30 protein-coding genes are annotated in these 24,852 nt (G+C 34.8%); 19 read left to right on the top strand and 11 right to left on the bottom strand.

The genetic code is table 11. The features are described 5' to 3' along the window. Positions 1-116: 116 nt before the first annotated feature. Positions 117-848, bottom strand: a complete 732-nt coding sequence (locus MKY13_RS16080) for an HAD-IIB family hydrolase (protein ID WP_339213829.1) — start codon at positions 846-848, stop codon at positions 117-119. Between the two features lie 480 nt (positions 849-1,328). Between MKY13_RS16080 and MKY13_RS16075 the strand changes: the two genes are divergently transcribed. Together MKY13_RS16075 and MKY13_RS16070 are read left to right on the top strand one after the other, a co-directional pair. Continuing rightward, complete coding sequence (locus tag MKY13_RS16075; protein ID WP_339212637.1) at positions 1,329-2,606, top strand: IS110 family transposase; 1,278 nt, start codon at positions 1,329-1,331, stop codon at positions 2,604-2,606. A 408-nt stretch (positions 2,607-3,014) separates the two neighbouring features. Then, positions 3,015-3,740, top strand: a complete 726-nt coding sequence (locus MKY13_RS16070) for a Fic family protein (protein WP_191705385.1) — start codon at positions 3,015-3,017, stop codon at positions 3,738-3,740. Positions 3,741-3,864: 124 nt separating this feature from the next. Here MKY13_RS16070 and MKY13_RS16065 read toward each other — a convergent pair whose 3' ends face one another. After that, positions 3,865-4,347 carry a small multi-drug export protein gene (locus MKY13_RS16065; RefSeq protein WP_339213826.1) on the bottom strand — a complete coding sequence of 161 codons (483 nt, stop codon included), beginning with the start codon at positions 4,345-4,347 and terminating at the stop codon, positions 3,865-3,867. 27 nt (positions 4,348-4,374) lie between these two features. Next, the gene (locus tag MKY13_RS16060; protein WP_339213824.1) at positions 4,375-5,157 is read right to left on the bottom strand and encodes a helix-turn-helix transcriptional regulator; all 783 of its coding nucleotides are present in this window, start codon (positions 5,155-5,157) and stop codon (positions 4,375-4,377) included. A 273-nt stretch (positions 5,158-5,430) separates the two neighbouring features. Here MKY13_RS16060 and MKY13_RS16055 point away from each other — a divergent pair, with 273 nt between their 5' ends. The 5 genes from MKY13_RS16055 (at position 5,431) to MKY13_RS16035 (ending at position 9,493) form a co-directional block, all read left to right on the top strand. After that, positions 5,431-5,982 (top strand): hypothetical protein, encoded by a 552-nt coding sequence (locus tag MKY13_RS16055; protein ID WP_339213822.1) that lies wholly within the window; start codon positions 5,431-5,433, stop codon positions 5,980-5,982. Between the two features lie 333 nt (positions 5,983-6,315). Beyond that, positions 6,316-6,801: a GNAT family N-acetyltransferase gene (locus MKY13_RS16050; protein ID WP_339213820.1), complete on the top strand. Its 486-nt coding sequence runs from the start codon at positions 6,316-6,318 to the stop codon at positions 6,799-6,801. A 124-nt stretch (positions 6,802-6,925) separates the two neighbouring features. Continuing rightward, complete coding sequence (locus MKY13_RS16045) at positions 6,926-7,483, top strand: histidine phosphatase family protein (protein WP_339213818.1); 558 nt, start codon at positions 6,926-6,928, stop codon at positions 7,481-7,483. Positions 7,484-7,855: 372 nt separating this feature from the next. Then, a complete protein-coding gene (locus MKY13_RS16040; RefSeq protein ID WP_339213816.1) occupies positions 7,856-8,842 on the top strand; it encodes a bile acid:sodium symporter in 987 nt (328 codons plus the stop codon). 261 nt (positions 8,843-9,103) lie between these two features. After that, positions 9,104-9,493, top strand: a complete 390-nt coding sequence (locus MKY13_RS16035; protein WP_339216960.1) for a GNAT family N-acetyltransferase — start codon at positions 9,104-9,106, stop codon at positions 9,491-9,493. Positions 9,494-9,641: 148 nt separating this feature from the next. Here the strand turns inward: MKY13_RS16035 and MKY13_RS16030 are convergent, their stop codons facing one another. Together MKY13_RS16030 and MKY13_RS16025 are read right to left on the bottom strand one after the other, a co-directional pair. Next, complete coding sequence (locus MKY13_RS16030) at positions 9,642-9,827, bottom strand: hypothetical protein (RefSeq protein WP_191699691.1); 186 nt, start codon at positions 9,825-9,827, stop codon at positions 9,642-9,644. A 341-nt stretch (positions 9,828-10,168) separates the two neighbouring features. Further along, positions 10,169-10,492 (bottom strand): MazG nucleotide pyrophosphohydrolase domain-containing protein, encoded by a 324-nt coding sequence (locus MKY13_RS16025; protein WP_191699692.1) that lies wholly within the window; start codon positions 10,490-10,492, stop codon positions 10,169-10,171. A 244-nt stretch (positions 10,493-10,736) separates the two neighbouring features. Between MKY13_RS16025 and MKY13_RS16020 the strand changes: the two genes are divergently transcribed. Next, positions 10,737-11,264 carry a hypothetical protein gene (locus MKY13_RS16020; RefSeq protein ID WP_191699693.1) on the top strand — a complete coding sequence of 176 codons (528 nt, stop codon included), beginning with the start codon at positions 10,737-10,739 and terminating at the stop codon, positions 11,262-11,264. A 288-nt stretch (positions 11,265-11,552) separates the two neighbouring features. Beyond that, entirely contained in the window at positions 11,553-11,885 is a 333-nt protein-coding gene (locus MKY13_RS16015; protein ID WP_191699694.1) for a hypothetical protein, read from the top strand. A 148-nt stretch (positions 11,886-12,033) separates the two neighbouring features. Here the strand turns inward: MKY13_RS16015 and MKY13_RS16010 are convergent, their stop codons facing one another. Beyond that, entirely contained in the window at positions 12,034-13,497 is a 1,464-nt protein-coding gene (locus tag MKY13_RS16010; protein ID WP_191699695.1) for a phospholipase D family protein, read from the bottom strand. Between the two features lie 312 nt (positions 13,498-13,809). Here MKY13_RS16010 and MKY13_RS16005 point away from each other — a divergent pair, with 312 nt between their 5' ends. The 6 genes from MKY13_RS16005 to MKY13_RS15980 all read left to right on the top strand — a co-directional run bounded on the left by MKY13_RS16005 (position 13,810) and on the right by MKY13_RS15980 (position 18,261). After that, a complete protein-coding gene (locus MKY13_RS16005; protein WP_339213812.1) occupies positions 13,810-14,661 on the top strand; it encodes an alpha/beta hydrolase in 852 nt (283 codons plus the stop codon). A 151-nt stretch (positions 14,662-14,812) separates the two neighbouring features. Further along, entirely contained in the window at positions 14,813-15,316 is a 504-nt protein-coding gene (locus MKY13_RS16000; protein WP_339213809.1) for a hypothetical protein, read from the top strand. Positions 15,317-15,559: 243 nt separating this feature from the next. After that, positions 15,560-16,117 carry a hypothetical protein gene (locus tag MKY13_RS15995; protein WP_191699698.1) on the top strand — a complete coding sequence of 186 codons (558 nt, stop codon included), beginning with the start codon at positions 15,560-15,562 and terminating at the stop codon, positions 16,115-16,117. Positions 16,118-16,368: 251 nt separating this feature from the next. After that, complete coding sequence (locus MKY13_RS15990; RefSeq protein ID WP_191699699.1) at positions 16,369-16,827, top strand: DUF2262 domain-containing protein; 459 nt, start codon at positions 16,369-16,371, stop codon at positions 16,825-16,827. 305 nt (positions 16,828-17,132) lie between these two features. Continuing rightward, positions 17,133-17,603 carry a YtxH domain-containing protein gene (locus MKY13_RS15985; RefSeq protein WP_191699700.1) on the top strand — a complete coding sequence of 157 codons (471 nt, stop codon included), beginning with the start codon at positions 17,133-17,135 and terminating at the stop codon, positions 17,601-17,603. Between the two features lie 172 nt (positions 17,604-17,775). Continuing rightward, positions 17,776-18,261 (top strand): hypothetical protein, encoded by a 486-nt coding sequence (locus tag MKY13_RS15980; RefSeq protein ID WP_191699701.1) that lies wholly within the window; start codon positions 17,776-17,778, stop codon positions 18,259-18,261. A gap of 65 nt (positions 18,262-18,326) precedes the next feature. On the opposite strand, the gene MKY13_RS15975 is transcribed toward MKY13_RS15980, so the two are convergent. Beyond that, a complete protein-coding gene (locus MKY13_RS15975; RefSeq protein WP_318245191.1) occupies positions 18,327-18,617 on the bottom strand; it encodes a cell division protein FtsK in 291 nt (96 codons plus the stop codon). Positions 18,618-18,642: 25 nt separating this feature from the next. Next, the gene (locus MKY13_RS15970; protein ID WP_191699703.1) at positions 18,643-19,422 is read right to left on the bottom strand and encodes a transglutaminase-like domain-containing protein; all 780 of its coding nucleotides are present in this window, start codon (positions 19,420-19,422) and stop codon (positions 18,643-18,645) included. Positions 19,423-19,661: 239 nt separating this feature from the next. On the opposite strand from MKY13_RS15970, the gene MKY13_RS15965 reads away from it, so the two are divergent. Together MKY13_RS15965 and MKY13_RS15960 are read left to right on the top strand one after the other, a co-directional pair. Beyond that, positions 19,662-20,057 carry a hypothetical protein gene (locus MKY13_RS15965; RefSeq protein WP_191699704.1) on the top strand — a complete coding sequence of 132 codons (396 nt, stop codon included), beginning with the start codon at positions 19,662-19,664 and terminating at the stop codon, positions 20,055-20,057. A gap of 111 nt (positions 20,058-20,168) precedes the next feature. Continuing rightward, positions 20,169-20,540 carry a multidrug DMT transporter permease gene (locus tag MKY13_RS15960; protein WP_339213805.1) on the top strand — a complete coding sequence of 124 codons (372 nt, stop codon included), beginning with the start codon at positions 20,169-20,171 and terminating at the stop codon, positions 20,538-20,540. Positions 20,541-20,600: 60 nt separating this feature from the next. Here MKY13_RS15960 and MKY13_RS15955 read toward each other — a convergent pair whose 3' ends face one another. Next, entirely contained in the window at positions 20,601-20,855 is a 255-nt protein-coding gene (locus MKY13_RS15955) for a GlsB/YeaQ/YmgE family stress response membrane protein (RefSeq protein ID WP_191699705.1), read from the bottom strand. A gap of 253 nt (positions 20,856-21,108) precedes the next feature. Here MKY13_RS15955 and MKY13_RS15950 point away from each other — a divergent pair, with 253 nt between their 5' ends. Next, complete coding sequence (locus MKY13_RS15950) at positions 21,109-21,651, top strand: HAD family hydrolase (protein ID WP_191699706.1); 543 nt, start codon at positions 21,109-21,111, stop codon at positions 21,649-21,651. 33 nt (positions 21,652-21,684) lie between these two features. On the opposite strand, the gene MKY13_RS15945 is transcribed toward MKY13_RS15950, so the two are convergent. Then, on the bottom strand, positions 21,685-23,082 hold the full coding sequence (locus MKY13_RS15945) for a DHA2 family efflux MFS transporter permease subunit (protein ID WP_191699707.1): 1,398 nt from the start codon (positions 23,080-23,082) through the stop codon (positions 21,685-21,687). A 149-nt stretch (positions 23,083-23,231) separates the two neighbouring features. On the opposite strand from MKY13_RS15945, the gene MKY13_RS15940 reads away from it, so the two are divergent. After that, on the top strand, positions 23,232-23,768 hold the full coding sequence (locus tag MKY13_RS15940; protein WP_191699708.1) for a TetR/AcrR family transcriptional regulator: 537 nt from the start codon (positions 23,232-23,234) through the stop codon (positions 23,766-23,768). A 32-nt stretch (positions 23,769-23,800) separates the two neighbouring features. On the opposite strand, the gene MKY13_RS15935 is transcribed toward MKY13_RS15940, so the two are convergent. Next, the gene (locus MKY13_RS15935) at positions 23,801-24,664 is read right to left on the bottom strand and encodes an aminoglycoside phosphotransferase family protein (protein ID WP_191699709.1); all 864 of its coding nucleotides are present in this window, start codon (positions 24,662-24,664) and stop codon (positions 23,801-23,803) included. Positions 24,665-24,852 lie beyond the last annotated feature (188 nt).

Raw genomic sequence — 24,852 nt, 5'->3', positions numbered from 1 at the left:
TGACTCTTTTCAATATGAAATAAATGAAGGCGTTTTTATAAAAGATGTAATCCTTACAAAGGAAGAGGGAAAAAGCTTAAAGAACACGAATTATATATGTTCTCTAAGCTCTTTTATTAGATGCTAACGGGAAGATTTATTGGTTGCAAAATTGTTTCAGCAATATCTTCTATTGAGATTTTTTTGGAAGCATATTGCTGCACTTCATTATCACCTACACATACACTATAGGCTGCTTTTTCGAATAAACATTGGTCGTTGCTATCGTTTCCAAAAGCAATAAAATCATGGATGTTTAATTTTTCAAGACCGACTACTTTATTAATACCTAATGGACTGATATCAATCGCATTTTCTTTTTTATAAGTTGTGATTGAAACAGGTAATTGTTCAAGCTGAGTGATTACTTGTTGTGCAGGATTAAAGATGACTAATTTGCAGATTTTCTCAAGCTCTGTAATAGCTAAATTTTTTGCGGAAGTTTGGTTAATATTTTTATAAATAGGGTGTTCAAAGCTGCCAGTGAATGCATAATCCCATTCGCCATCCGCTAAATAAGTAAGTTGATATGTATGGATTATTTCATGTAGCTGCTCTCTTAAAATAGAATCAAAGAAAGTAGAGCTAACTTGACCGTTTACGGAAGTGTAACAACCGTTACCACCAACTAATTTCCCCTTGATAAATTGGGCTGGAATAACGGAAACTAAATCCCGAATCGGTCGTGCAGATGCAAAAATAACTTCATGGCCAGCATCGGATAATTTGGTTAAAGCATCTATTATCGATGGATGAATCGTTTTTCCATCAAAGCAAAGTGTACCATCAATATCAAAAACAAAGTTCATTCGAATCGCCTCCTGTAAATAGTATAATAAGAAGAAATGGCTGCTGAAAGGACAGGTGTCTTCAGGTAATGGATTTAAAAAAATTTGCGCGCATTATATATGAAATATAGAAATGTGGGCATGAGATCATAAGCAAGTATAAATTATTCATACGATGATTATCATCTTAGGTATTATACAATTAAAGCATCCGATATTTGAATCGCTAGGTGTATAAAATAAGTATACTTCTTTCTTCATTTTGTACTTATTTTTATAAAACATTTGGAATATTAAAATAGATAGTGAACTATGCATACTTATTAATCGGAGAAATTAAAATCTGTATTTTTTAATATCCAAGTCACTGATGTAAAGTTACATAAGGAGCATTCCTGTTAGAAAGATTTTCGGGGACTTGAAAATAAAAAAGCCCTCTTGTATGATGCTTGAGTGTCAACGGTCATTGACTCATACATCTACAGAGAGGACTCCATTCCAATGAATTTTAATACGAATGAGAAAATTAATCAAGTTTCTGAAAATACTCTAGTTATCGGCATCGACATTGCTAAACATAAACATTATGCATGTGCAATTGATGATCGAGGTCGAGTGCTCCAAAAATCATTTCCAATCGCGCAATCACGTATTGGTTTTGAAAACCTTTATGAACGCCTAATGGCGCTTAAAGCAACTTATGATAAACATGAAATTCTCGTTGGGTTCGAGCCAACGGGTCACTACTGGATGAACTTAGCTGCTTTTTTAACGAACTATGGGATTCCATTTGTGATGGTCAATCCAATGCACGTCAATCGTTCGAAGGAATTAGATGACAATCTGCAAACGAAGAATGATCAAAAGGATGCGCTAATCATTGCTCGCCTTATGAGAGACGGTCGTTTCAGCTATCCCCGACATCTTGAAGGAATCGAGTCTGAGTTACGAAATGGAACGACTTTACGTTCAAAGGTTCAAGAAGATTTAAATGCCCTACAAAATCGCATTATCCGTTGGCTGGATCGCTTTTTCCCTGAATTCACACAAGTGTTTAAAAGCTTTGGGAAAATGGCGTATGCGGTCCTTGAAATGACACCGTTGCCAACAGATATTGTAGGCAAATCACCAGAAGAATTACTATTTTTATATCGGCAGGTAGAGGGTATGAAATGCCCGCAGTTACCAAAGGCAAAGCAATTAGTCGAGGTTGCAGAAAGCTCAATCGGACTGACAGAAGGTTTAGTGATGGCCAAATTCGAAATTGCCACGCTTCTTTCACAGCACAAATTGATGCAGGTTCAGCTTGATGAATTAACAGCTCAGCTCGTAGAGTTAGCCAAACAAATGACGGATTATGAATATTTAGCATCGGTACCTGGAATCGGTGATGTTACAATTGTCGATTTATTATCAGAGGTAGGTTCCTTAACGCAATATGCACATCCACGCCAATTAATTAAACTAGCGGGACTCACATTGCGTGAAAACTCTTCTGGTCAGCAAAAGGGAAAAAAAAGGATTTCCAAACGAGGGAGAAGAAAACTTCGCGCCCTCCTCTTTCGAGTAATGATGCCTTTAATCTTGCATAATCCAGCGTTCAAACAACTACATGAATATTACACTACACGCACCATCAATCCGCTTCGAAAGAAGCAGTCCATCGTCGTGTTATGTGGGAAGTTACTGAAGATTTTACATGCCCTATGCAAAAAGAAAACAATGTTTAACGAACATCAAATGATGACCGATTTCGCTAGTCTCCAAACGGCTGCTTAATATCACTAGTAGAAGTCAAAAACAAGAGGATGACACAGAGAAGCCGGCATTATTTTCACCATCCGACCGTTGAATGAATTCAAATGAGTCCCTAAAGGAGCATCGCCAGCCTCTGCCTTATGAATAGACCGAACGAAGGAATGTACGCGCAATTAGACGCCTAGAGACATGGGAGGGTCCGTCATCATAAGCAACGCAGAGATCCAAATGTGCATCAATATACGGCACTAGATCAGGATAGCTATTACCAATTAATGGATCATCCTTTAGCGAAGCGTTCGGACGCATTGTAAAAAAAATCAAGAATTACAAAATAACGATAGATGTATGTGTCATAAAAAAATTTTTTGACACTCAGAAATGGCGCTAGCCATTGATATATCAACATTTATAGAGGGAGTTGAAAATATGTTCGAACAAATTGATTTAAAGAAACAGATGTTGGATGAAAAAAGACCGCTACCGAAATATACAGTGCAAAGTTTACGTGAAAAGCTTTTTCTTGAATGGACATACAACTCAAATGCCATAGAAGGTAATACACTAACAATTAACGAAACAAAAGTTGTGTTAGAAGGTATTACAGTTGGCGGCAAAACGATGCGAGAGCATTTAGAAGTGATTAACCACCGAGATGCGATTTCGTACGTTGAGGATGTTGTGCATAAAGAAGAACCTTTTTCGGAATGGCAAATTAAAAACTTACATCGTCTTGTTTTAAAAAGGATCGATGATAGCTATGCAGGTGTTTACCGAGATCAGCAAGTATTTATTTCAGGTGCAGTGCATACACCCACGCCACCATTTAAAATTCAAGAAGAAATGGATGCGTTAATGTCATGGTATAAAAGTGAAGCACAAAATTTACATCCAATTGTACGTAGTGCAATGTTACATGCAATCTTTGTTGGCATTCATCCATTTATTGATGGGAACGGTCGTACTTCACGACTTTTATTGAATTTAGAGTTAATGAAGTCTGGTTATCCACCAATTATCATCCGAGTAGAAAACCGATTAGCATACTATAATGCTTTAGATAAAGCGCATACAACGACGAACTATGATGATTTTGTTGAGCTTGTTGCAAAAGAAGTAGAAGCCTCATTAGATTTATATTTAAGTGCAATATAAAACCGCATGCTCATATTATGGAGAACCGTAACATTAAAAACACAGAAAAATTAATCTGTGTTTTTTATGTTATAGGTTACTATTTTCTTCCACAAGTACGCCCGTTAGTGCTAGAACATTTCCTCTATTGATTTAAAAGTCTTGTAATAAACCCATCATCTTCATCCGTCACTAGAAAATCAAAGCCTAAATACGCGGCACCGCCAAGTGAAACTGCCCAAAATGCGATGCTTGCTGTCATTAATACTAAAGTTTTTAGGCGTGTACCACCAAAAGTGACAGCTAGTAATGCTGTTAAATGAGTACCTATAAAAAACGGACCGATAAACGCTAAACCTGGTAAACCATATTTATCGCGAATTTTCTTCGCACGTTGATGACGTTTAGAATCATTTGTTTCTACATTTGTTTTTCTCTTTTTACGCCAATTACGGATCGAGTCTACAAATATAATAAATAAAGCAACCGTTAATAAATTCCCTAAAATGGCAATAAGAATGACTGGGATTGCCGGCATACCCCCGATAATGGCAATGGGTACGATCATTGTCACTTCAAAAAAAGGAATTGCAGCTAATATAAAAATAATAAAATATGTCCAAATCATTTATAATCCCCCTTACTCAATTTCTCCTTAAAAGTCCTCGAATTTCTTCTTTGCCTTCTGTTTTAATTTAAAACCAAACCGGCCAGTATGCTCATCGTTATTAACCAATAATTGATATGCGGAAAGAATGGTAAGACCACGTACCGATATATAAAGACCAACAGCGATTAAAAAGACAAAGATCGGATAATAAGGAACCAAAATGCCCATCTCTAATTTGTTCTCTAAGGCGAAAGCTAAGAATCCCACCGCAAGTAAACAAGCACCAATCACCATTACTCCTGAATATTTTCTTTTAAAGCCTTCGTATCTTCCTGTTAGCTCTTTGAAATAATTGGAATCAAACAATAAAACTTCTTTTTTGAGAATGGAATATTGCCCCTGATCAAAACCTAGTGTCGCAAAAGAAATGATTCCTAAAGTCGCAATGACAATAATCAAGAGAACCCCTAGCATTGAATTTGTTCCCATAATTAAGTACGGTTCAAATGCCAATGCAAAAAGTCCAAATCCCAACGCAATATGTTTCGCAGTTTTTTGTGTGCTTAATAAAAAACCTTCTGCCATCTCTTTGCTTACATAATAACCTTCTTCATTTCCTTCATTGTTTTCAACAGAATCTTTTAATAAGTAATCAATCGATACCTCAAAGATATTTCCTATCATTAAGAGCTTTTCTGTTTCAGGAAACCCTTGACCGTTTTCCCATTTGCTAATTGCCTGTCTTGAAGTGTTTAGTTTTTCAGCTAAAGCTTCTTGAGAAAATCCTTTTTCTTTTCTTAGCTTAAGTAGTTTTTCACCAAATCCCATTTATTTCAACTCCCTTGTATTTTGTTAGTTATAATGTATAAAAACATGGACCCTTTTTCTATCATGTGGGGAATGCAAATTGTCAAATTGAGGTTGCATTGTTGTTATAACGGGCTTTAAAAGCCTTTTCCACAAAAAAAGTTTGAAAAGTAATTTACGATAAAAAAATAAATTAAGGAGCCAGTTATTTATCATTATAGGGCATATCGAGGAGTAACTTTAAATTAAATTGGAAATTTATGTTATGATGAATAAGATTTAAGGAGGCAATTAATGAGGAAGATACTTATTGGAATATTAATATTAACGGGATTGATAACGTTATTTTTAATTTATAATCATAAACAACTGCCGACAGAAGAAGATGTATTTAACATGACGGACAAATGGTCTTTAAGAACTGAAGAGGTCTATTTTGTGAGGGAAATAGATGGGGACTGGTTAACCATGTTTAGAAATAGCCATTCAATTACGGTGGCTCGGTTAGAGCAAAATTGGTTGGGGAATTGGAAGGTGAGAGATGAAGAGGGATATGAATCTACATTAATTTCAACATCTTATCCGCCTAGAGAAGAGGATGAAATTACTTGGGCAAGCTCAGGTTCAAACGGTAAAAGCCTTTCATACTACTTTGGTCAAATTCTCAATCCAATGATTTATCGAATAGAAGTAGAAACTAAGAAAAACGTCTTTGAAGATGCTTTAATCTTTAGTCCCCAAGGATTGCGATTTTTCTTTATTAAATCCGATGAAGATATGTTCTTGCCTGTAAACATTCGGGCATTTTCTGAAGCTGGAGAGTTAATTTATTCTACAGTTAAATAAATTAAAGAGAGTAAATTAATTTAAAAGGTTTTTCAACTAACCAGCATTCACCTGAAACCCATTATACAAAAGAAGCGATTTTTTATGATAGTGATGGCTCTTCTTATGATAAAACATACAAAAGAATGGATTTAAGGAAGTTGTTGAACTAATGAAGAGCATAAGTCACGATAGCGCAATTCTTGAAAAGGAATTGCGCTTTCTTTAGCAATCTGGACACTTTTCATGAATAAGACATAATAAAGGAATTGGATATTTATGTTAAAATCAAGGGGTGGATGTTAATTACACTTTGGTATGGATGAAACGCTTTAGTTCAGGAGGGGAGTTTGTATGGACTTTACAATTCGTAAAATGCAATCAGAAGATATCAAACAAGTACAAGATGTAGCAAAAACAAGTTGGAATGCTACTTATGAAGGAATAATTCCTTTAGAGGTGCAAGAGAAATTCTTGAAAACTGCTTACAGTAATGAAAGAATGCAACAACGTTTAGAGCAATCTTTTCTCTTCGTGGCAGAGAGAGCAGGTAAAATTGTTGGATTCGCTAACTTTTCTCCAGTAAGAGAAGATGGTAAAGCTGAATTAGGTGCTATTTATCTCTATCCTGAAGAACAAGGTAAAGGAATAGGTTCAGCATTGTTACAACAAGGAATCGATAATTTAGACGGTATAAAAGAAATTTATATCAACGTAGAAAAGGACAATAAAATAGGAAAGACTTTTTATGAAGCAAAAGGTTTTGACGTTGTGAAAGAATTTGATGATGAATTTGATGGCCATATTTTAAAAACGGTACGAATGGTTTTAAAAGTTTAAATCTAATTGGATAAGCGTTTAGTATTGTTTCATGGAGTGAAAGGATCATTCTTTTTTGAAAACAGTTTATTTATTGCGAGAGGGCTTACGAAATAATGTACTTAAATGACCGGGAGCTGATAAATTGACTAATTTATATTTTGTTAGGCACGCACATTCTATATATACACCTGATGAATTAAATAGACCTTTATCGGAAAAAGGTTTTGCTGATGCAGCAGTTGTTACAAAATTATTAAAAACAGAGGAAATTGGTATTGTTGTGTCCAGTCCGTATAAACGAGCTGTTCAAACAGTCAAAGGCATAGCAGAATACATAAATACAGAAGTTGAAATTATAGAGGGTTTGAAAGAGCGTACTTTAACCACAGTCCCAGCCAACGATTTTACTCTTGCAATAACAAAAGTATGGGAGGACTACAATTTTTCGTGGGAGGGTGGAGAGTCTAACATCGTCGCTCAAAAAAGAGGTGTAGAAACCACTTTTAATATATTAGAGAAATACAAAGATGAAAATGTTGTTATCGGAACACATGGAAATATAATGGTTTTAATCATGAATTATTTTGATAGCCAGTATGATTTTTCCTTTTGGCAAAATCTCGATATGCCAGATATATATAAATTAACTTTTAAGGGTAAAGTGCTGAAAAACGTTGAGAGAATATGGGGAAGAATATAATATAATTGTTCGACAATCCCGCCAGATTGTTGAATAACATTTTTTAGGTGATTGTTAGAAAAGATGCGGATTTATAACGATAAGTGATTAGCTATACAATTTTTTATGCAAATTAAAGAACAAGCACAGAAAGTATAAATGTTGCTGGATCATTCGTTTGCGCCATTTTTATAAAAGCTGTATAAGCAATAGTCCTCAAAAAAAGGCACGAACGTTGATTTTACAACATGTGTGCCATTCTAGTGTCTTCCCTAACTTTTATTTGGGAATGTTATTTCAATTTTCGATACACGAACATACATTGAAAAACTTTTTGAAATGTATCGTGCTAATATAGAAGGAGATTTTCGTTTAAAAAAGGAGCAATCAATTATGTTTTCTAGAGAAAAATTAGAAAATAATCAAGTTTGGTTATATGTTGTCGTCATTCTGTTGGCAGCTGGATTTGGCTTGTTATTTCCTGAATTCGGTACAAAATTAGACGGTACGATTTCTATTATTATTGCGATTTTAATGTATAGTATGTTTTCGCAAATTCCGTTCACATCATTAAAAAAATCATTCTCTAATCGCCGTTTCATTTGGGCGTTACTAACAGTCAATTATATTGCAGTGCCGATTGTGGCATGGCTATTAACAAGGTTATTACAAGACTATCCGCCGTTACTCTTGGGCGTCTTTTTAGTTTTACTTACACCTTGTATTGATTATGTCATTGTTTTTACAGCATTAGGTCGTGGAAATGAAAAACTAATGCTTATTTCTACACCCATTCTCTTTATTACACAAATGCTTTTATTACCGCTATATCTAGTCTTGTTTATTGGAAAAGAGGCAGCCTCGATTGTAGAAATCGGTCCATTTCTTGAAGCCTTTTTAATGCTTATTGTTATTCCTTTAGCAATTGCGATTCTTGTGCAATTGTTTATGAAAAAGTCATCTGTTGCAAATAAAATCATCGACGCTTCAGCTTGGCTTCCTGTTCCATTTATGGCACTTACGCTTTTCGTTATTATCGCTTCTCAAATCGGTAAATTATCAATGTACATAGATGAAATACTCAAGGTAATTCCTATCTATATTCTCTTTATGATGATAATGCCTTTTGTTTCAAAGCTTGTTGCAAAGTGTTTCAAACTGGATGTTCCATCAGGACGAGCATTAATATTTAGTGGCTCCACACGGAATTCACTTGTAGTGCTTCCACTTGCTTTAGCTTTACCTGATAATGTGAGTACAATGGTCGCAGCAATCATTGTGACGCAAACAATTGTAGAAATTGTAGGGGAAATAATTTACATTCGAGTGGTACCGAATATAATTTTGCGTGATAAGGATTCTTTAGAAAACAGTTTATAAAGTATGGATATAAGGTTCCCAAAGCGATGTTTGGGAATATTAATTTCATAAACTTTTGGACGAATAAAGCTAAAGGCATTCGTTATTCAACAATAAGGCACTATTCTGTAATAAGAATCGGCGCTCTGTTTAGTTATAGGGCCATATCGTTGAATATAGGTTTGTATTGAAAAAATTAATTAAACAAAAATGAAATAAAGACATACTGTTTTAAATTCAGTAAAATTATGTAAAAGGATTTTTGGGGGTTAATACTTGAATATTGTAATTTTAAGTAATACTGATAAAAAGATTAAAGCGAATGATTTAATTAAGTTGTATCAAAATGTAGGTTGGTGGGAGGAAAGAAAACAAGATGATATTGAAGATATGCTACTAAAAGTAAAATCCGTAGGTGTGTGGAAAGACGATACCCTTATTGGTTTCGCAAGAGCAGTTTCAGACGGAAAGTTTAGAGCGTATATTGAAGACGTAGTTATACATAATTCCTATAGAGAAGAAGGTATAGGAACAAAAATGGTATCAAAATTGTTAGATGAGCTATCACATATCGATGTAATCAGTTTGTTTTGTGAAGAAAGGTTATTACCATTCTACGAGAAGAACGGTTTTAAATACAGCAAATCACAATTTATAATGCATAAGAAATAATCGCGTAAAAAAGTTTAATGTTCAATAACATCTTATTCATTTAATAGAAGCTATAGTTGGAAAAGTATCTTTAACAATCGGGCACGATTCTTTATACGCAAGGCGAAAACAACCAGCATATAAGTTGCTGGTTGTGATTGGTAACTATTTATTTGTTGTTTTTAACTTGTCGGATTTTCTGATTCATTTTTTTAATATCCGTCTCATTTCCGAATTCTGCATTAGAATTCGAACGGGAAGCTTGTCGTTCTTCAGCTTCAATATGTTGGATTATTTGCTTAACTTGGTCACCATCAGTCCCAAATCTTTCATGTGCTTTTTTGTTGTTTACCATGGCTTTCACCTCCTGAATTTAGTCTTTACAGAGGCTTTTTAATTATGCATTTCAAATGATTAATGAAAGGTATTAAAAATTTGGACCATATTGTGGAGTAACTTTTTTTCTTTGGTGATTGTTAGAAAGGATGCAGATTTATAACGATATAAGAAGCGCTATACAAGTTTTTATGCAAATTAAGTATCGTCTCCACCAAGTATAAAAGCTAATTTTAACAATGTTCCAATAAAAAATAGGTAAACGCTGCTACAACAATGTTTACCGATTTTTGTTTTGACAGCAAACTTTTATTTGGAACGTTATAGGGTATGTATAAGTAAATAATTGGTACTGTTAGTTTAATTTTTGGATACTAAAAATTCCACCAAGTTTGGGGATTGATTATATTTAATTGCAGCTTCCTTATCTTTTTCGATAATTGCTTTTGTTAAATCAATATTATTTACACTTGCAATGGCAATTGCATAATGTAAAACATCAACTAACTCTTTTTCTAAGGAAGCATGTAAGTCGATTTTCTTTCGACCTTCTAACTGGTTTAGTACTTCAGCAACTTCACCAATTTCTTCTACTAATTTCATAAATAATGCAGAAGAAGTACGTCCTTCCTTGTATTTTAATGCTAAGTAGTTTTGTAATTCACCAAATGTTAATTGTTCCATATTAATACTCCCTTAAATATACTTTTAATAAATATACCAATAAATTTCCATAATAGTAACTTGTAAAGTGCTAAATAGATTCCCAAAGCGGTGTTTTCCCCAATTATTAGATACAACTAACAGGTGATGGTTTACTTTCCGTTATATAATTTGAATTGAAAAATAGAATAAATTTTACAAATATTGTTATTAGCGTTATGTTCATTATATAAATTTCTAATTGCATAAAAGGGGGAATAGTTAAATGAGGAAACTACTTTTAATTTCTATACTTTTACCGCTACTGACTGCCTGCTCTATTACTTCAAGTAATAATACGGACGAATTTTTAGAAAGTGTTCCATATCCAAAGTCAACAGAGATTTTAGATAAACAGCAAAAGGATGATTATGAAATTGTTTTCTATAAAGATGAAACCGGATTTCGTATTGGATATAAAAAGTTGGATTATGATTATTGGACAAATACTTCCAACGGGGAGATAAATCCAGAAGACGGTTTTGACTGGGTAATGATTAATAACCCAAAAATACCGATAACTTTGTTTGGTGGAATTATTACAAATGAACAAATTACAACTGTTCTTGTAAAACAAAAAACAATAGAGAAAGAATCAACAATTGTTGAAACGAATGAAGGGTTTAGAGGTTGGTATGTTACCTTTGATTCTTTAGAAAATGCAAATCCTGGTGAACCAGACCCATTGAAAATCGAAGCATTTGATACTAATGGAAACATATTGTGGAAAGACGGCGTGTATGAAGATGAGTAAGTAATTAACCTAAATTTTCTAACAAAACCAGCTAATTTGAATTTGCGCGGACGCCTACAAAGGAAACGCTATTTGATTAAAACTCTAGTCGTCATAAACGTATTAAAGTAAAAAGATAAATGAAGAATGAAAAAGATATATCGTTATGTATCTTAAGGGGGAAGTAGTATGAAAAAGTCTTTATTGATTTTTTTAGTAGTAATATTAGGGCTAATTATTTTAAGTGGTCTAATGGCTATTGCATTGTTTTTTAAATATATTTAACTATCTCAAAGGGGTGCAAGTCATATGGATGGATCGCTTATTATCTTATATTTTATAGTTAGTAATCTTTTAGCCTTGTATTTATACCGCAAAAAGAAAATTCAATTATGGATTTCTGGAATCGTTATGGCTCTTTTAGTTCCAGTAATAACCTATAGTTTTATATCATTAGACATTTATTATAGTAATAAAAATACCGGAGATGGTTATAGTGATGCATCTTTTGGGGGAGGCACTATAGCAATAATCCTAGCTCTCAATGCAATTGTTATGTTTGTCATAGGAGTTATTTTAAATATTTTCACATTCATTATAAAGAAACGAAAAGCAAGAGAAAGCCATGTGTTAGAACGATAAAAATACATCCCAAAAGGTATCGGATCACAGATTTCCAACTGTGTTCGATGCTTTTTTACTGAAATTTCTTTCAAGTGTATTTTAATGAAGACAAGGTCTAAATAAAAAGGAGATGCCGTATTCAAATTGAGACATCTCCTTTTTACTATTAATAAGTAGTTACTTTCGCTATTTTTTGTGCCATGTAAATCCAGCGCTGCCACCAGGAGAGGTTATCCTGATATTCTTCCACATCAAGCGTGTAGAGGGCATCTTCATTTTTCCATAGCCGTTCAAAATAACTTTCCATATCCAAGGCAAGCGCGCTATCATTTGGAGCGAGGATGCGGATGTTATTTTCCAGATTGTAATCATCCAATGTTCGTTCTGTATAGTTGGAAGAACCGCTTGAAATGATTGTTTGTTCCGCTGTTTGAATCCAGATGGCTTTTGTATGGTATTGACCGACTACGGTATTGTACCAGCGAATGTTGATCTGTTCCTCTGTATCCCCAAGTAGTTCGTTCACAACCGGTCGATTTGGCAGACCGGACTTTTTCTGACCGAATGAGTTTTCATTTGGATCTAGAATCATATTCACCTGCACACCTCGGTTTACTGCATCGGTTAAGGCGTTGACAATGTCACGCTGGGCAATAAAGAACATGCCTACCCAAATTTTATCTCCTGCTTTTGTCGCCGCTAAATCTTCGAGTAAGGCATCCAAAATCTTCTTCTCGGTCAAATATTGCACTTCATACTGGCCATCACCTTGCTGAGGAATCTCAGCCCTTGGCAATTTCGGACCATCCGACATAAGCGACACCGCCTCTTCTGATTTTAGAATATCGTTTATGATGGGCCCTGTTACTTTTAAAGCAAGATTTCCGTGGAAGCCACTTGCATCATGTGGGTTTGATGATGTGATAATCGCTTCCTTTTCCGAAACGGCCGCTTTACGGTGGTTGGCTTTCACATTGAGCAGTTCTAAGTAAGAGGATAATGTCATTTTTGGTGCTTTGCTCGACATGGCATTGGCAATCCATCCTTTGCCGTCGTTGTCGAACCATTGAAAAAATAATCGGTATAAGCCTGAATAAATCGGTGTGGAATCCCGAAGCGGCTCTAAATTGGTGTAAACAATTTCTACCCCGGCTTCACGCATCTTCTTGAACCACGGGGTTTCATAGGAGCCATAGCCTTTATTTAGCGGATCGGTTATAAATATAACAGGCATATGGGGATTGTTTTTCTTTTTCTCGGTAAGCTTGTCAGAGAGGAGATTTGCGATTGGGGGGAAATCTTCTTTTTCATCGAAATACCCATCAACCAAAAAGAAATCGACAACCACAAATTGTTCGGCTTCATCAATCAATGTATAAACCTCATCAAATATATAATTCTCATGTTTCCGATTGGTCCCTTCTTTGTCTTGTGCATAAGTTAAATCCGTCAGCATTTCAATATTGTCTGTTCTATGCAAGTCTCCTTCATAGGAAATACCATCCGGCAACGGTTTATATGTATGCCATAACATTTCTCCTATATATAGCAAAATCAAAAGAAGTAAAAGAGCGCTTAGAACTTTATATTTGCCACTCCGGCTGTTCCATTTCTTCAGAACTTTTTTCATTCAAATTCCTCCAATACTCTTGCTGTTTTAGTTCCCGTGGAAAAGCAAAGTTAAACAGCGTTAGCTTGCATGGCGGCGGGTAATTTTTAAGGGAAAATAGAGACGCTAAAGTAAATATCATACAAAGTAAGTCTTAGTATTGTGGGCAAAGAGTATACAATTGCTATTAAACCTTTGGGTATATAACATAGACATTTATTTGATGGGGTGTACTTCGGTCTTTGTATATATTTCTCCTATTGAACTTTCTCTAAAAGAGTATAATAGTATTTGTAAGAATATTACAGGCTGTTACGAAGGGGATGCGTCAAGATGTGGGGACAAAAGTTGATTGAAACAACCAGAGGTACTTTCGAATATTTTGTAAAGGGAAGCGGTCAGCCTCTTGCTATTACGCATTTTTACAGTGCGTTTAATGAAAAAGGCAGTTGGTTTGCTAATCCATTCACAGAGCATTATCAAGTATTTTTAATAAATGTCCGTGGTGCAGGTAATTCAGATGGTATTGAAGCGGATGAGCAAATGACTTTAGAAGAAATTATTTTAGATTTAGAAGCGATTCGTGAAGCATTACATATTTCAAAATGGGCTTTTTCAGGGCATTCAACAGGAGGCATGCTTGCCTTACAATATGCTGTATTAAAGCAACAATCTTTAACAAAATGCATTTGCGGTTCCAGTGCAGCAAGTAAAGCTTACGCAGCCCATCCAAATAGCATTTACTGTATGGAAAATAAAAATTTTAATCGGATTATCGAAATAATGGAGAGTTTAAATGATCCGAATACGCCACAAGAAATACGAAAAAAACTGGATTTTGAATGGGCGTTGATGTCCTTTACTAGTGAAGAAAACCTAAAACAGGCCCTCACAATTCCGAATAGTGGGCGTACTGTTGGTCGAGCACTGGATTACTTTAGAAAAGTAGCAGTAAAGTCATTTGATTTACGTAAAGAGCTGCCGACAATTGATGTAGATACCTATGTGTTTGGCGGGAAATATGACGCGCAATGTCCAGTTGAGTTTAGTGTTGAAATTGCTGAGCTCATCCCTAACGCTGAATTAACTATCTTCGAACAATCCAATCACTTTCCGTTTGTTGAAGAAGAGAAAGTATTTAAGGACTTTGTTGAAGAAACTACCAAGACACTTAAGCATGTATAGTATATAAATTAAAGTTAACTGAAAGATCAGGCGCTTTTCTGAATAAGGAAAGTGCTTTATTTTTATTGAAGGGCCAGATTGTTGAATAACTTTTATATAAGCAAGATGACACCATGGTAAGCTATTTTTATAAAGGGGGGAGTTTAATTAAGTGAAAAGAAAATTATATTTCAGACTTTCAATAGGTTTGAACATATTACTCGTGGCAATTGTAGCTTGGGGAATTATAAAGATGAACTTCGTAAAGGAGCAAGTTGTTGTTACAGAAGTTCAAAGTAATTTAGTAGAGTTGGAAGGCTTGATTGCTAACCAGATGGAAGAAAATTGGTCTGAACCTAATTTGGTTACAACTGAATTAGGCGATGTATTAAACGGTATTTGGCTTGGAATGACAACTGGAAAGCAGTTGGGAACGCTTTCTAAAAGTGAAAAGGAAATTCTTGAACATTTATATTTCAAGTTAAACCAATATCCAACTGATGAATTATATAGATTTGCTGATTTAACCGTAGAAGATAAGCGGAACTTTGAAAACTTAAGGGAAGCACTTCGTGAAGTTGGATTAGGATTACGTATTTCTAGAAGTGCCAATATGAATTCTTTTATGAGTCAAGCAGAAGCGTTAAATAATATAATCGAATCCCCATTAAATTAACATGTTCTTGATATAAGACACGATTTTAGTTAATCAATTAAAGGGCGCAATTCTTCAATAGGAAGATCGCGTTTTTCCGTTATAGGGCCAGATTGTGGAATAAAATTTTTATTAAAGGTGGATTAACTTTTAGTTGGTAAAAAAGATAATTTTAGGATAATTTGGTAATTAATTTAAAAAATGAAACTTTATGTTATTTTAACCGTATAATTAGTTAGGGACAATACCTAAGGGGGAATTTAAATGCGAACTCATTACTCGCCTCGTCTAATCTTTTTAGTGCTCGCCATAGTAGCCCTTATCAGCATACCTGTTGTTGGAGCAATATTTCCTATGTTCTATGTACAAACATTTTTATTTGATAGATTGGCAATCATACTCTATCCGGAAGAAATCAATTTTAGACTAGTAATGGCTGCATGTTTTATTTTATTTATCGGATTAATGATTCCGGTAATTAAACAGAACAAACTCACTTTTAGCCTATCAAGTATTGTTATTGCAGGTGGACTCTTTGTTTTCTACTTATCGATTTTAAGTTACACATATATAGGAAAAGAACAAGTGGTCTCAAATAAATTATTTGACGAAAAAACGTTTCAATGGTCTGAAATCGAAGAAGTAGTTCTCGAATATTATGTCGATGATATAGGTAAGCATGAAGAATACATTTTCACTTCAGTTGAAGGAGATTCTATTCGAATTCCTTTAAATGGTCAGTTCTTGCACGAAGATAAAAGTGAAATTTATAGGGTAGCTAAAGAAAATAATGTGGAATTTATTGAACGGGAAAAAAAGTAATGCCCTTATACGAACTGCCCCTCCATTGTTAGATTTGGTCTAATAATGGAGGGGCAATTTTTATTAGTAAAGGTATGAGCTATTTATCATGAAGTAAAGTTCTTAACATGATGTTCAACTAAAATTTTCTTCTTCAACAATCGGGCGCGATTCTTCAAAAAGAAGATCGCGTTTTTTCCGTTATAGGGCTATTTAATTGAGGACACTTCTTAAGTAAAATAAAATAGACTATTTATGAAGGGGATTGGGCTATGGAAAAATCAATAAAAAGTGAATTAATTGGGGTATTTGCATATGATGAGGATTGTAAAACATTTAAGGCAAGTAATGGGGAAATACTTTGGACATTAAACATAAGAAATGAATTGGTTGATAAAAATGAGATGATTAAAAGAGCAGAAAAACTTTTCACATTCTTAGAGAAATTCGAGCAAAAGGCTAAAATAGCCATAACAGAGAAATTAATTAATTACAAAAATGATTTTTGGCCCGAGTATGATGAGGATGATGAAAATCTAAATTGGGATGCTGTAGATGCAGGGGAATATGATATAACCAAAGAAGAATTTGCCGAAGCAATTACCCTCTATGCAATTGAAATTAGAGCAGATGATATATACTGTGAATATTATGATGGAGATTTATTTGGTGGACACAGAATACATGCCTATTTTGATAATGATTACAAGTTATTAAATGCAGATGTGTAGTTTTAAATAGCTAAATAGTTTATTTGATATTCAATTATAGGGCGCAATTCTTGAAAAGGAATTGCGTTTTCTTTTGCAGAATTTTTGTTGTTTTCTAATGAGGGGAAAATTTACAAAATCCATCAATTGAAATAGTGGAGGATTAAAGTTAAAAAAGAAGGGATTTTACTAGCTGGTTTGAAATAAAAATATCATCATATGGCTCATACTTTGAATAGCTGAAATTTCTTAAATAGTTTAAATGGAAAAAATATCGGGCAATTAAGGAGTAAGAGAACAAATCAAAATATAAAGGAGCATAAAATATGACACAAACTTCTTATAATGATGTATCGACGACCACTGAAAACGAAAATAATGGGAAGCTTTTAAAAGGTATGGTGTTAGGAGCAATTATTGGTGGTGCGCTGACACTGCTTGATTCAACGACACGAAACAAAGTAACTACCACAACAAAAAATATGAAAGATTCGACACTGGATATGTATAGCCATGTCAAAAATAATCCTTCAGAAGTGAAGGATGACTTGCAAGAACGACTGAAGTCCGCTTCTTCTGTTCTTAAAGGAGCTATAAGCGATGCTCAAAATCTTTATGAAAAAGTAAACGAGAACATTATTATCCCAGTTAGTACAGTAAAGGAAGAATCAAGTGAAATTCTTGCCCAAGCAAAGGAAGCCAAGACGGACTTAAAGGTAATTAGCGGGAAAGTGAAAGAAGCCGGCGAAGAAGTGATCGATAGTAGTAATGGTCAAAATCAAGGTGCAAAGAAGTAGGCATAGCAATTTGAAAGCAAATAATCTTTACATCAGGACACTTTTCTTTAAAGGAAAGTGTCTTTTTCTGTTTCGAGGAAACGGTAATCGGAAGAAATTCTACATCTTTAATCCAAAATAAGGAAAAATGAGTTACTATTTGAATATAAAAGAAAATGAGGTGTGATGATGAATGATAATCAAAAATAAAAAAATCTATGGAATAGGCGTATTGTTTATCGTAGCTCTAATTGTAATAGTAGTCGCTGTCTTTCCTTTTAAAAGCAAAAACGAAATATTGGCCAGTGACGAAGTTTTTAATGATGTAGATTTTAAATCAAAAAACCTAGATGTGAACGGCTCCTATATTGACTTTGAAAATGCGAATAAATATTTAAAAAAACTGCAACTGTCAGATGATGATAAATCTGCAATTATACAAGCTATAGAAAACTCTAGGTTTGAAAAAATACAAAAGCCAGATAAATTGCTCGATGATTACGACTATATTGTTTATATTACATTAAATAAACTGTATGAGTTATATCTCGATTCAACTGAAAAAATATTAGTATTCGCCAATGAATATGATAACGATAGTGATCATTTGTACTATAAAATTTCTAATGACAGTAACTTATTTGAGTTATTAGAAGATGCGGCTTTTCCTAACGGGTGAAAATATTAAAACGGTCACTGCTCTCCAGGAGTTAAGTGACCTTGTTTACTATCGTGGTAATATTATTAAATGATTACTACATGAATTTCACCTGTAATAAACATTTTTATTCCTATTAATGAAATGATAATACCAAGATAAAATGGCCAAGGATTATCTTCTTTCTCCTTATCGAATGTAAAATAGGTTAATATACAAAAAATGAGCGTAAGGAAGGATAGTCCATATTGTGGAAACAGGAATGCAAATCCACTCATAACAAGACCTATCATGCCATAAGGGTTTTGATTTTTAATATTTTTACTATACTTGGTTTGCTCCACATCGTTGTCTCCCCAAATATCAATGTGTTTCATTTTGTTAAGAAAATTAATTGTTTTTTTAAAGATATTCATTAATCACCGGACTTTTCAAAACTTCGTGTTTTAACTTTGAATAAAGGTTTGTAAACTGCTTTATCTCACCTTGATTTTTATGAAGGTTGTGATGACTATTGTAAGTGGCTATCCCTAACTTCGTAAGTTGATTTATCAACATTTTCCACTCGGCCCATTCTGCTGATTGACTTAATAACCCATTATAATACTTATCGAATTGTTCAATGAGGTAAAAACTTGAGAGTTCCTCGGAAATAGCATTAGCTGAATCCAGTGCAACAATACAAAAAGGTATTATTTGTTGCGAGGTTGGTATAGATTCTGAAGAAAAACTAATCCTCGTTTCTAACCAATGCTTCATACCAAATACACCAAAAGCTGTATCTATAGGAATCCACCGGTTAGAATCTTTGTTGTAATACTCAATCCATCTATGGTCATTATGGTTCCATCCAAAAATGGAGTAGAAATTCCCATCCTTTTCAATGAGATTTTCAGAAAACTTTTGTCGATCCTCCCATTCCGGCTGTGAGTTTATTTCCAAAATCCAACGTGTTTTTATTCCTATATGGTTTAAAACTTTTTCAACGACCTTCGCCTGTTCCGCACAGTTCCCAGCCTTGCGTATTAAGATTTCTTCCACAGTTCTTTCCTGATAGTCCGTTTCAATCCATTCAAATTCATCATTGATCCAGGAGAAGATGCATTTTACTTTCTCATCTTCCTTTGTTGCACCCATTATTCTGTCGCTTATTTGATTAGAAATAGTTGTGTTGAAAGACATTTAATATACCACTCCTTTATTTTAAATATTTTACCATTTGTCCAAATTTTAGGCATTCGATTCTTAAAGAAAAACACCAGGTTAGATATTTGAATATAATAGAGGACAATATAAAAAATTGGACGCGATTCAAACAAGGAATGCGATTATTTTCTTTAAAAGAGTCTTTTAGACAAATGAAGTGAGTTTATTTCTTCTTATTCAGTCATATCCTTAGAATAAAAAAGGAAGCGGATAAAATGAAAAAGGTTGGAATCACTTTAATCGGAGCTGTCATATTTTTGTTTGTAGGAGCTTTCTTAATTATCAATAGTTCTTCATCAAAAGGAAATGAATCTGAATTTTCATCTACAGTAAGCTCTGAGGAGATGGAAACTTTCCTATATAAAGATAATGGAATCGTAAATCAAGTGCATAATGAATTATCAGAAAAAGGTTATAGATATAGTATTATGATTGCTGCTTATTCGAAAGAGGATATTCAGATGAAAATTATCCTATCAAACAAAGAAGTGACAGAAGCAACGCAAGAAGAAATAAAATCAATTTTCTATGAATTAGTTAAAAAAAACAATTTAAATCCCAATTCATTTACACTTAAAGTGAGTGATTCTGATGATGGACCAGATTGGTAAAAGGTCTTATTTCGGTTTGAAGCTAACACCTTGTTTACAATTCACTGATGGCTGTTTAAAGAATTCCAAGATTAAATGAAAAGGGGAAACAAAATAAAAACAAAATGGCTTTTGAGTAGTAGTGCCGTGGTAATGGGGTTTTTGGGGTTGGCAGGAACCTTTCTTCCTGAAGAAATTTCAAAAATATTAGGGATTGATCCTTCACCCGTTACTCTCATTCTTCTACAAATCATCGGGGGGCTATATTTAGGGTTTGCAATGTTGAACTGGTTTACACGTTCGTCCCTGATCGGCGGCATCTATAACAAACCTGTCGTATTGGGAAATCTGATACATTACATCGTTGTCTTTTTTGCTCTAATCCGGCAGTTAGCGGAGCAGTTTCATTTCGTATACGTTATTTTGACATTAATTTATTTTGGGTTTGCCGTTTGGTTTACATTGGTTATGCGCTCGAACCCTTTTTCGAAGACTGTTAAATAAAAATAAAAGAGGTCCTCCACAAATTAAATTGTAGAGGACCATTTTTTAAAATTATTTAGCTTATGAAGCTCGGCGCATTGATTTCATAATGAAGCTTACTATGAATACAAGTATAACTGCTCCAATGATAGCTGGGACGATATAGAAATCTGAAACTTTTGGCCCCCAGCTTCCTAGTAGCATACCACCAATCCAAGCACCAACGATACCTGCAATAATATTACCTATAATTCCGCCCGGGACATCTTTCCCCAAAATTACACCTGCAAGCCAACCGATAAGGCCGCCAATTACTAAAAACCAAATGAAACTCATACTATTCATCTCCTAATTTTTATTTAAAATATTTCGCCATAGTGTTTTATAACCTTTATTTAACGAGTTTAAACTTTAAGGAGAAAAAATTATTTTTATAACGAAAAGAAGCTATGTACCTTATCTTCTTTGAGACCAGATTAAAAGGTTTGGAAATGGATAGTCACACTTAATTATAGGATATCTGAAATAACACTGCGTAAAGCCGATATTTTTTAACATACTAAGAATAAAAATAAAAGGTGTGATTGAATTGAAAAGGGCAGTTTTTTTAGATCGAGATGGCGTAATAAATGAGGTTCTGACACATCGAGTGAAATTTGTAAACGAACCGAAGCAATTTTATTTTTTACCTGGTGTAGAAGTAGCAATTAAAAGTTTAAATGACTATTTTGATTATGTGTTCGTCGTAACAAACCAAGGTGGAATCGGATTAGGTTTTATGAAGGAAAAGCAATTACATAAAATTCATGACCATATGGTAGCTGAATTGGAGAAAAAGGGAGCCACGATTCATGAGGTTGCCTATTGCCCACATAAACCAAAGGCTGGGTGTAAATGTAGAAAACCAAATAGCAAAATGATTGTAGATTTAGGCAAAAAATTCAAAATTGACCTTGAACAATCATACATGGTTGGAGATACGGATACGGACATTCAAGCAGGTAAAAAAGCGGGCACAAGAACGGTTTTTATTGGGAAGCACGATCCATTAGCAGATGCAGTGTATCCAAATTTAAAAGAGGCAGCACAATGGATTATTCAGGATTTAAAGATAGGAAATAACCCACAGTGAAAATTTCACTGTAGGTTTTATAGAATGGTTAAATTAAGCCTTCGTTTGCACAGTTTTAGATGGTACAAAGAACGTAAGAACAATCGCGATGATGGCTAGGCCTAGCATCCATATATAGGTGTTGCCTGCTGCCGTAGCAAAGCCTTCATTAGAAGCAAGTGATACGTTAGTTAACTGTATTGTGTAAATGGTTACGATAATCGCTGTTCCAATGGCTCCGGCTAATTGACGGACTGTGTTATTAACAGCCGAACCATGGGAAGCAAGCTCTTTTGGTAATGCATTTAAGGCAGCTGTGTTAAGCGGCATCGTAATGAATGCTAATCCGACACGTAATAAAATGGTGCGCATCACGATATACGTCACGGACATCGTAGTTGTTAAATCAATGACTAGTACCATTGAGAAGGCAATGAGTACGGTCCCGATGATAAAGAGCGGTTTTGCCCCAAAGCGATCGAACAATTTACCGGTAACAGGGGATAAGAATGCATTGATAATCGCGGCAGGTAGTAAAATTAAGCCTGCTATAAACGGATTAAAGCCAAGCCCATCCTGTAAAAAAATCGGCAGCAAAATTAAATCCGCATACATAAGTACAGTTATCGCGATATTAATAATGCTTGTCATCGTAAACATTTTGTACGAGAACACGCGTAAGTTGAGTAACGGTTCCTTAAAGGCGAGCATTCTGCGACTAAATAAATAAATGCCTACTACCCCGATTAAAATCATTGTTAGGACGAGCCAGTCACCCCAGCCTCGGCTCCCGGCGCTACTGAATCCGTAAAGCAAGGCACCGAAGCCAATCGTTGATAAGATAACACTTGTAAAATCGAGCGATACTTTTGAACCTTCTTCTATGTTAATCATGTATTTAAGCGCCAATACAATGATGGCAGCTGAAATAGGAATCATCATGATAAATAAATAACGCCAAGAAACAAACTCAAGTATAAAGCCGCCAACAGTTGGTGCAATGGCAGGGGCAAAAATAATCGCAAAGCCCATTTTCCCCATAATCGCCCCACGTTGCTCTGCCGGGTATAAATAAACGATAACCGTCATCATGAGCGGTAAAATAATACCAGCCCCTGCAGCTTGAATCATGCGCCCTGCTAATAGTGTGCCAAAATTTGGTGCGCATGCGGCAACAATGGAGCCAACTAGTAAAAAGACCATCGAGCTAATGAACATTTTACGTGTTGAAAAACGCTTCATTAAATATGCTGTAATGGGCACAAGTACACCATTTACGAGCATGAAGCCTGTTGCTAACCATTGAATTGTGGCGGGTGTGACACTAAAAATTTGCATCAATTCACTAAGTGCCACGTTCAGTAACGTTTGATTTAATGTAGAGAAAAAGCAGCCGACAATTAAAATAATCACAAGCAGTTTTTTCGTTTTAGGTGATATTTCGTTTTGCATAAAGTCTCCTAACCAATTATATTATAGACACTATGTCTATAAAATATCATAACAAGATGTATAACAAGTTGACCATGAACAATCGTAGACGAAGTGTATAGTAGTAGACAAAACGGGAAAAATTGTCGATAAAAATTGGAGGGGAAGCAGTGCAATATGAAGATCCGCGTGTTTTACGAACACAGCAACTATTAAAGGACGCATTAATGGAGCTTTTGCTAGAAGGGAATCAGCTGCATCAATTATCCGTACAAAAGGTAACGAAGCAAGCCAAACTAAATCGGACGACATTTTATTTACATTACAAGGATCTAGAAGACTTACAGGTACAAATGACGGATGAAATTTTAAAGCAGCTAACAGTTAAAATAAGTACGCTGATGCACGAAAGAAATAGTTCAAGACAAGAGCAAGTCGTCGATTTACTCCATTATTTGCAAAAGCATTGGTCAATGATTACAGTGCTTGGGCAACAAGAAGCGGTCGAACGCCATTTATTTCAACTATTTAAAGAACTGATTACGGCGCGGCGACGCAATCCGATGAAACCGAAGCGAGACTTTTACATAGATCGCGATGTAAAAACAGCATCGATTATTGGAGTCATTATGTGGTGGCTGCAATATGAAAATGAATTATCCGCACAAGACATATCAGAACAAATAGAGTTGATGAATAGGCGGTAGTGCCAAGCGATAACAACTCGGCACTATGTTTTTCACATTACAAAAGTCTTTAATTTAGCTAAGTTTTCTTCTAAAAACACAGCGTTTTTTTCAATACCTCGACGCTTAGACCAACCAATACTATTGAAGGCATCTATAAATGAATAAAACGGTAAGACAGTCTCTAAATCAATGAGCGGTCTAATACTTTTATAGCCTTCCTGAAATGCCTCATAGAAAGCGGGGTTGAAGCTTAGGAAATCACGGTTCAATTTGGTGAAATCGATTTCAGTGGAACCGAAGCGAACGCTTTCAAAATCAATCATGCCTGAAACTCGATCACCGTCAATAATAATATTGGCCGGCCGGAAATCCATATGTACAAAGCTAGGTCCATCATGAGGAGGGAGTTGCTGCTTCATTTCCTCAAACTTTTCAATGGCTTTCCTGTACAAATGTTCGTCCACAACAGTAATCACATCCTCAGCAAAGCCATAAAATTGTTTTTCGATAAAATGAGACCAGTTTGAAAATTCATTTTGTATGCCGGTTAACAATTTCCCCTCTGGCGGACGAACTGTATGCATAGTAGCTTGTAGGACACCTACTTGAAATGCTACGGTTGGTAAAACATCTGTTGTTAATGGTTTTCCTTTTAATTCAGACAATAAAAAAGCGCCGGGACAGGCATCATCACCAGACCAGTAATCCAACATTTCCGGAATAGCAACACGCCCCTTCAAAACCTCATAAGCTTCCAATTCGCGCTGCCATTTCAATTTCGTATAGGGGATTTTCAAAAAAACGTTTTCCCCATTTTTTAATGTACACTTATAGACGGTAGAACTATGAGAATTTTCCACATCACTAACAGATTGCACTTGCAGCCCAAATCGATCAATTAAACTATTTAACAACAAACAAACCTCCCTTATTATTAACTCGCAATCTAAATGAGAGCCACTAAATTCTGTTAAACTGCTCAAATCCGTACGTTTAAGTATAACAGCTTGCAGTCTTTAAATGGTATAATTTTACACATGAACTTTTTAAAATTTAGGTGAGGTAATTAGTGTGAGATCAAAAAAGTCTTCACTATGATGGA

Source organism: Solibacillus sp. FSL W8-0372 (genome assembly GCF_037969735.1).
Classification (GTDB): Bacteria; Bacillota; Bacilli; order Bacillales_A; family Planococcaceae; genus Solibacillus; species Solibacillus faecavium.
Note: the sequence above shows the minus strand (reverse complement) of the source record. Positions and strands in the feature narration are given on the sequence as shown.

Bases quoted from the DNA above. Each gene is read 5' to 3' on its own strand.
- MKY13_RS16080 (WP_339213829.1), bottom strand. From the start codon at position 848: ATGAACTTTGTTTTTGATATTGATGGTACACTTTGCTTTGATGGAAAA.
- MKY13_RS16075 (WP_339212637.1), top strand. From the start codon at position 1,329: ATGAATTTTAATACGAATGAGAAAATTAATCAAGTTTCTGAAAATACT.
- MKY13_RS16070 (WP_191705385.1), top strand. From the start codon at position 3,015: ATGTTCGAACAAATTGATTTAAAGAAACAGATGTTGGATGAAAAAAGA.
- MKY13_RS16065 (WP_339213826.1), bottom strand. From the start codon at position 4,347: ATGATTTGGACATATTTTATTATTTTTATATTAGCTGCAATTCCTTTT.
- MKY13_RS16060 (WP_339213824.1), bottom strand. From the start codon at position 5,157: ATGGGATTTGGTGAAAAACTACTTAAGCTAAGAAAAGAAAAAGGATTT.
- MKY13_RS16055 (WP_339213822.1), top strand. From the start codon at position 5,431: ATGAGGAAGATACTTATTGGAATATTAATATTAACGGGATTGATAACG.
- MKY13_RS16050 (WP_339213820.1), top strand. From the start codon at position 6,316: ATGGACTTTACAATTCGTAAAATGCAATCAGAAGATATCAAACAAGTA.
- MKY13_RS16040 (WP_339213816.1), top strand. From the start codon at position 7,856: ATGTTTTCTAGAGAAAAATTAGAAAATAATCAAGTTTGGTTATATGTT.
- MKY13_RS16030 (WP_191699691.1), bottom strand. From the start codon at position 9,827: ATGGTAAACAACAAAAAAGCACATGAAAGATTTGGGACTGATGGTGAC.
- MKY13_RS16025 (WP_191699692.1), bottom strand. From the start codon at position 10,492: ATGGAACAATTAACATTTGGTGAATTACAAAACTACTTAGCATTAAAA.
- MKY13_RS16020 (WP_191699693.1), top strand. From the start codon at position 10,737: ATGAGGAAACTACTTTTAATTTCTATACTTTTACCGCTACTGACTGCC.
- MKY13_RS16015 (WP_191699694.1), top strand. From the start codon at position 11,553: ATGGATGGATCGCTTATTATCTTATATTTTATAGTTAGTAATCTTTTA.
- MKY13_RS16010 (WP_191699695.1), bottom strand. From the start codon at position 13,497: ATGAAAAAAGTTCTGAAGAAATGGAACAGCCGGAGTGGCAAATATAAA.
- MKY13_RS16005 (WP_339213812.1), top strand. From the start codon at position 13,810: ATGTGGGGACAAAAGTTGATTGAAACAACCAGAGGTACTTTCGAATAT.
- MKY13_RS15995 (WP_191699698.1), top strand. From the start codon at position 15,560: ATGCGAACTCATTACTCGCCTCGTCTAATCTTTTTAGTGCTCGCCATA.
- MKY13_RS15990 (WP_191699699.1), top strand. From the start codon at position 16,369: ATGGAAAAATCAATAAAAAGTGAATTAATTGGGGTATTTGCATATGAT.
- MKY13_RS15985 (WP_191699700.1), top strand. From the start codon at position 17,133: ATGACACAAACTTCTTATAATGATGTATCGACGACCACTGAAAACGAA.
- MKY13_RS15980 (WP_191699701.1), top strand. From the start codon at position 17,776: ATGATAATCAAAAATAAAAAAATCTATGGAATAGGCGTATTGTTTATC.
- MKY13_RS15975 (WP_318245191.1), bottom strand. From the start codon at position 18,617: ATGAAACACATTGATATTTGGGGAGACAACGATGTGGAGCAAACCAAG.
- MKY13_RS15970 (WP_191699703.1), bottom strand. From the start codon at position 19,422: ATGTCTTTCAACACAACTATTTCTAATCAAATAAGCGACAGAATAATG.
- MKY13_RS15965 (WP_191699704.1), top strand. From the start codon at position 19,662: ATGAAAAAGGTTGGAATCACTTTAATCGGAGCTGTCATATTTTTGTTT.
- MKY13_RS15955 (WP_191699705.1), bottom strand. From the start codon at position 20,855: ATGAGTTTCATTTGGTTTTTAGTAATTGGCGGCCTTATCGGTTGGCTT.
- MKY13_RS15945 (WP_191699707.1), bottom strand. From the start codon at position 23,082: ATGCAAAACGAAATATCACCTAAAACGAAAAAACTGCTTGTGATTATT.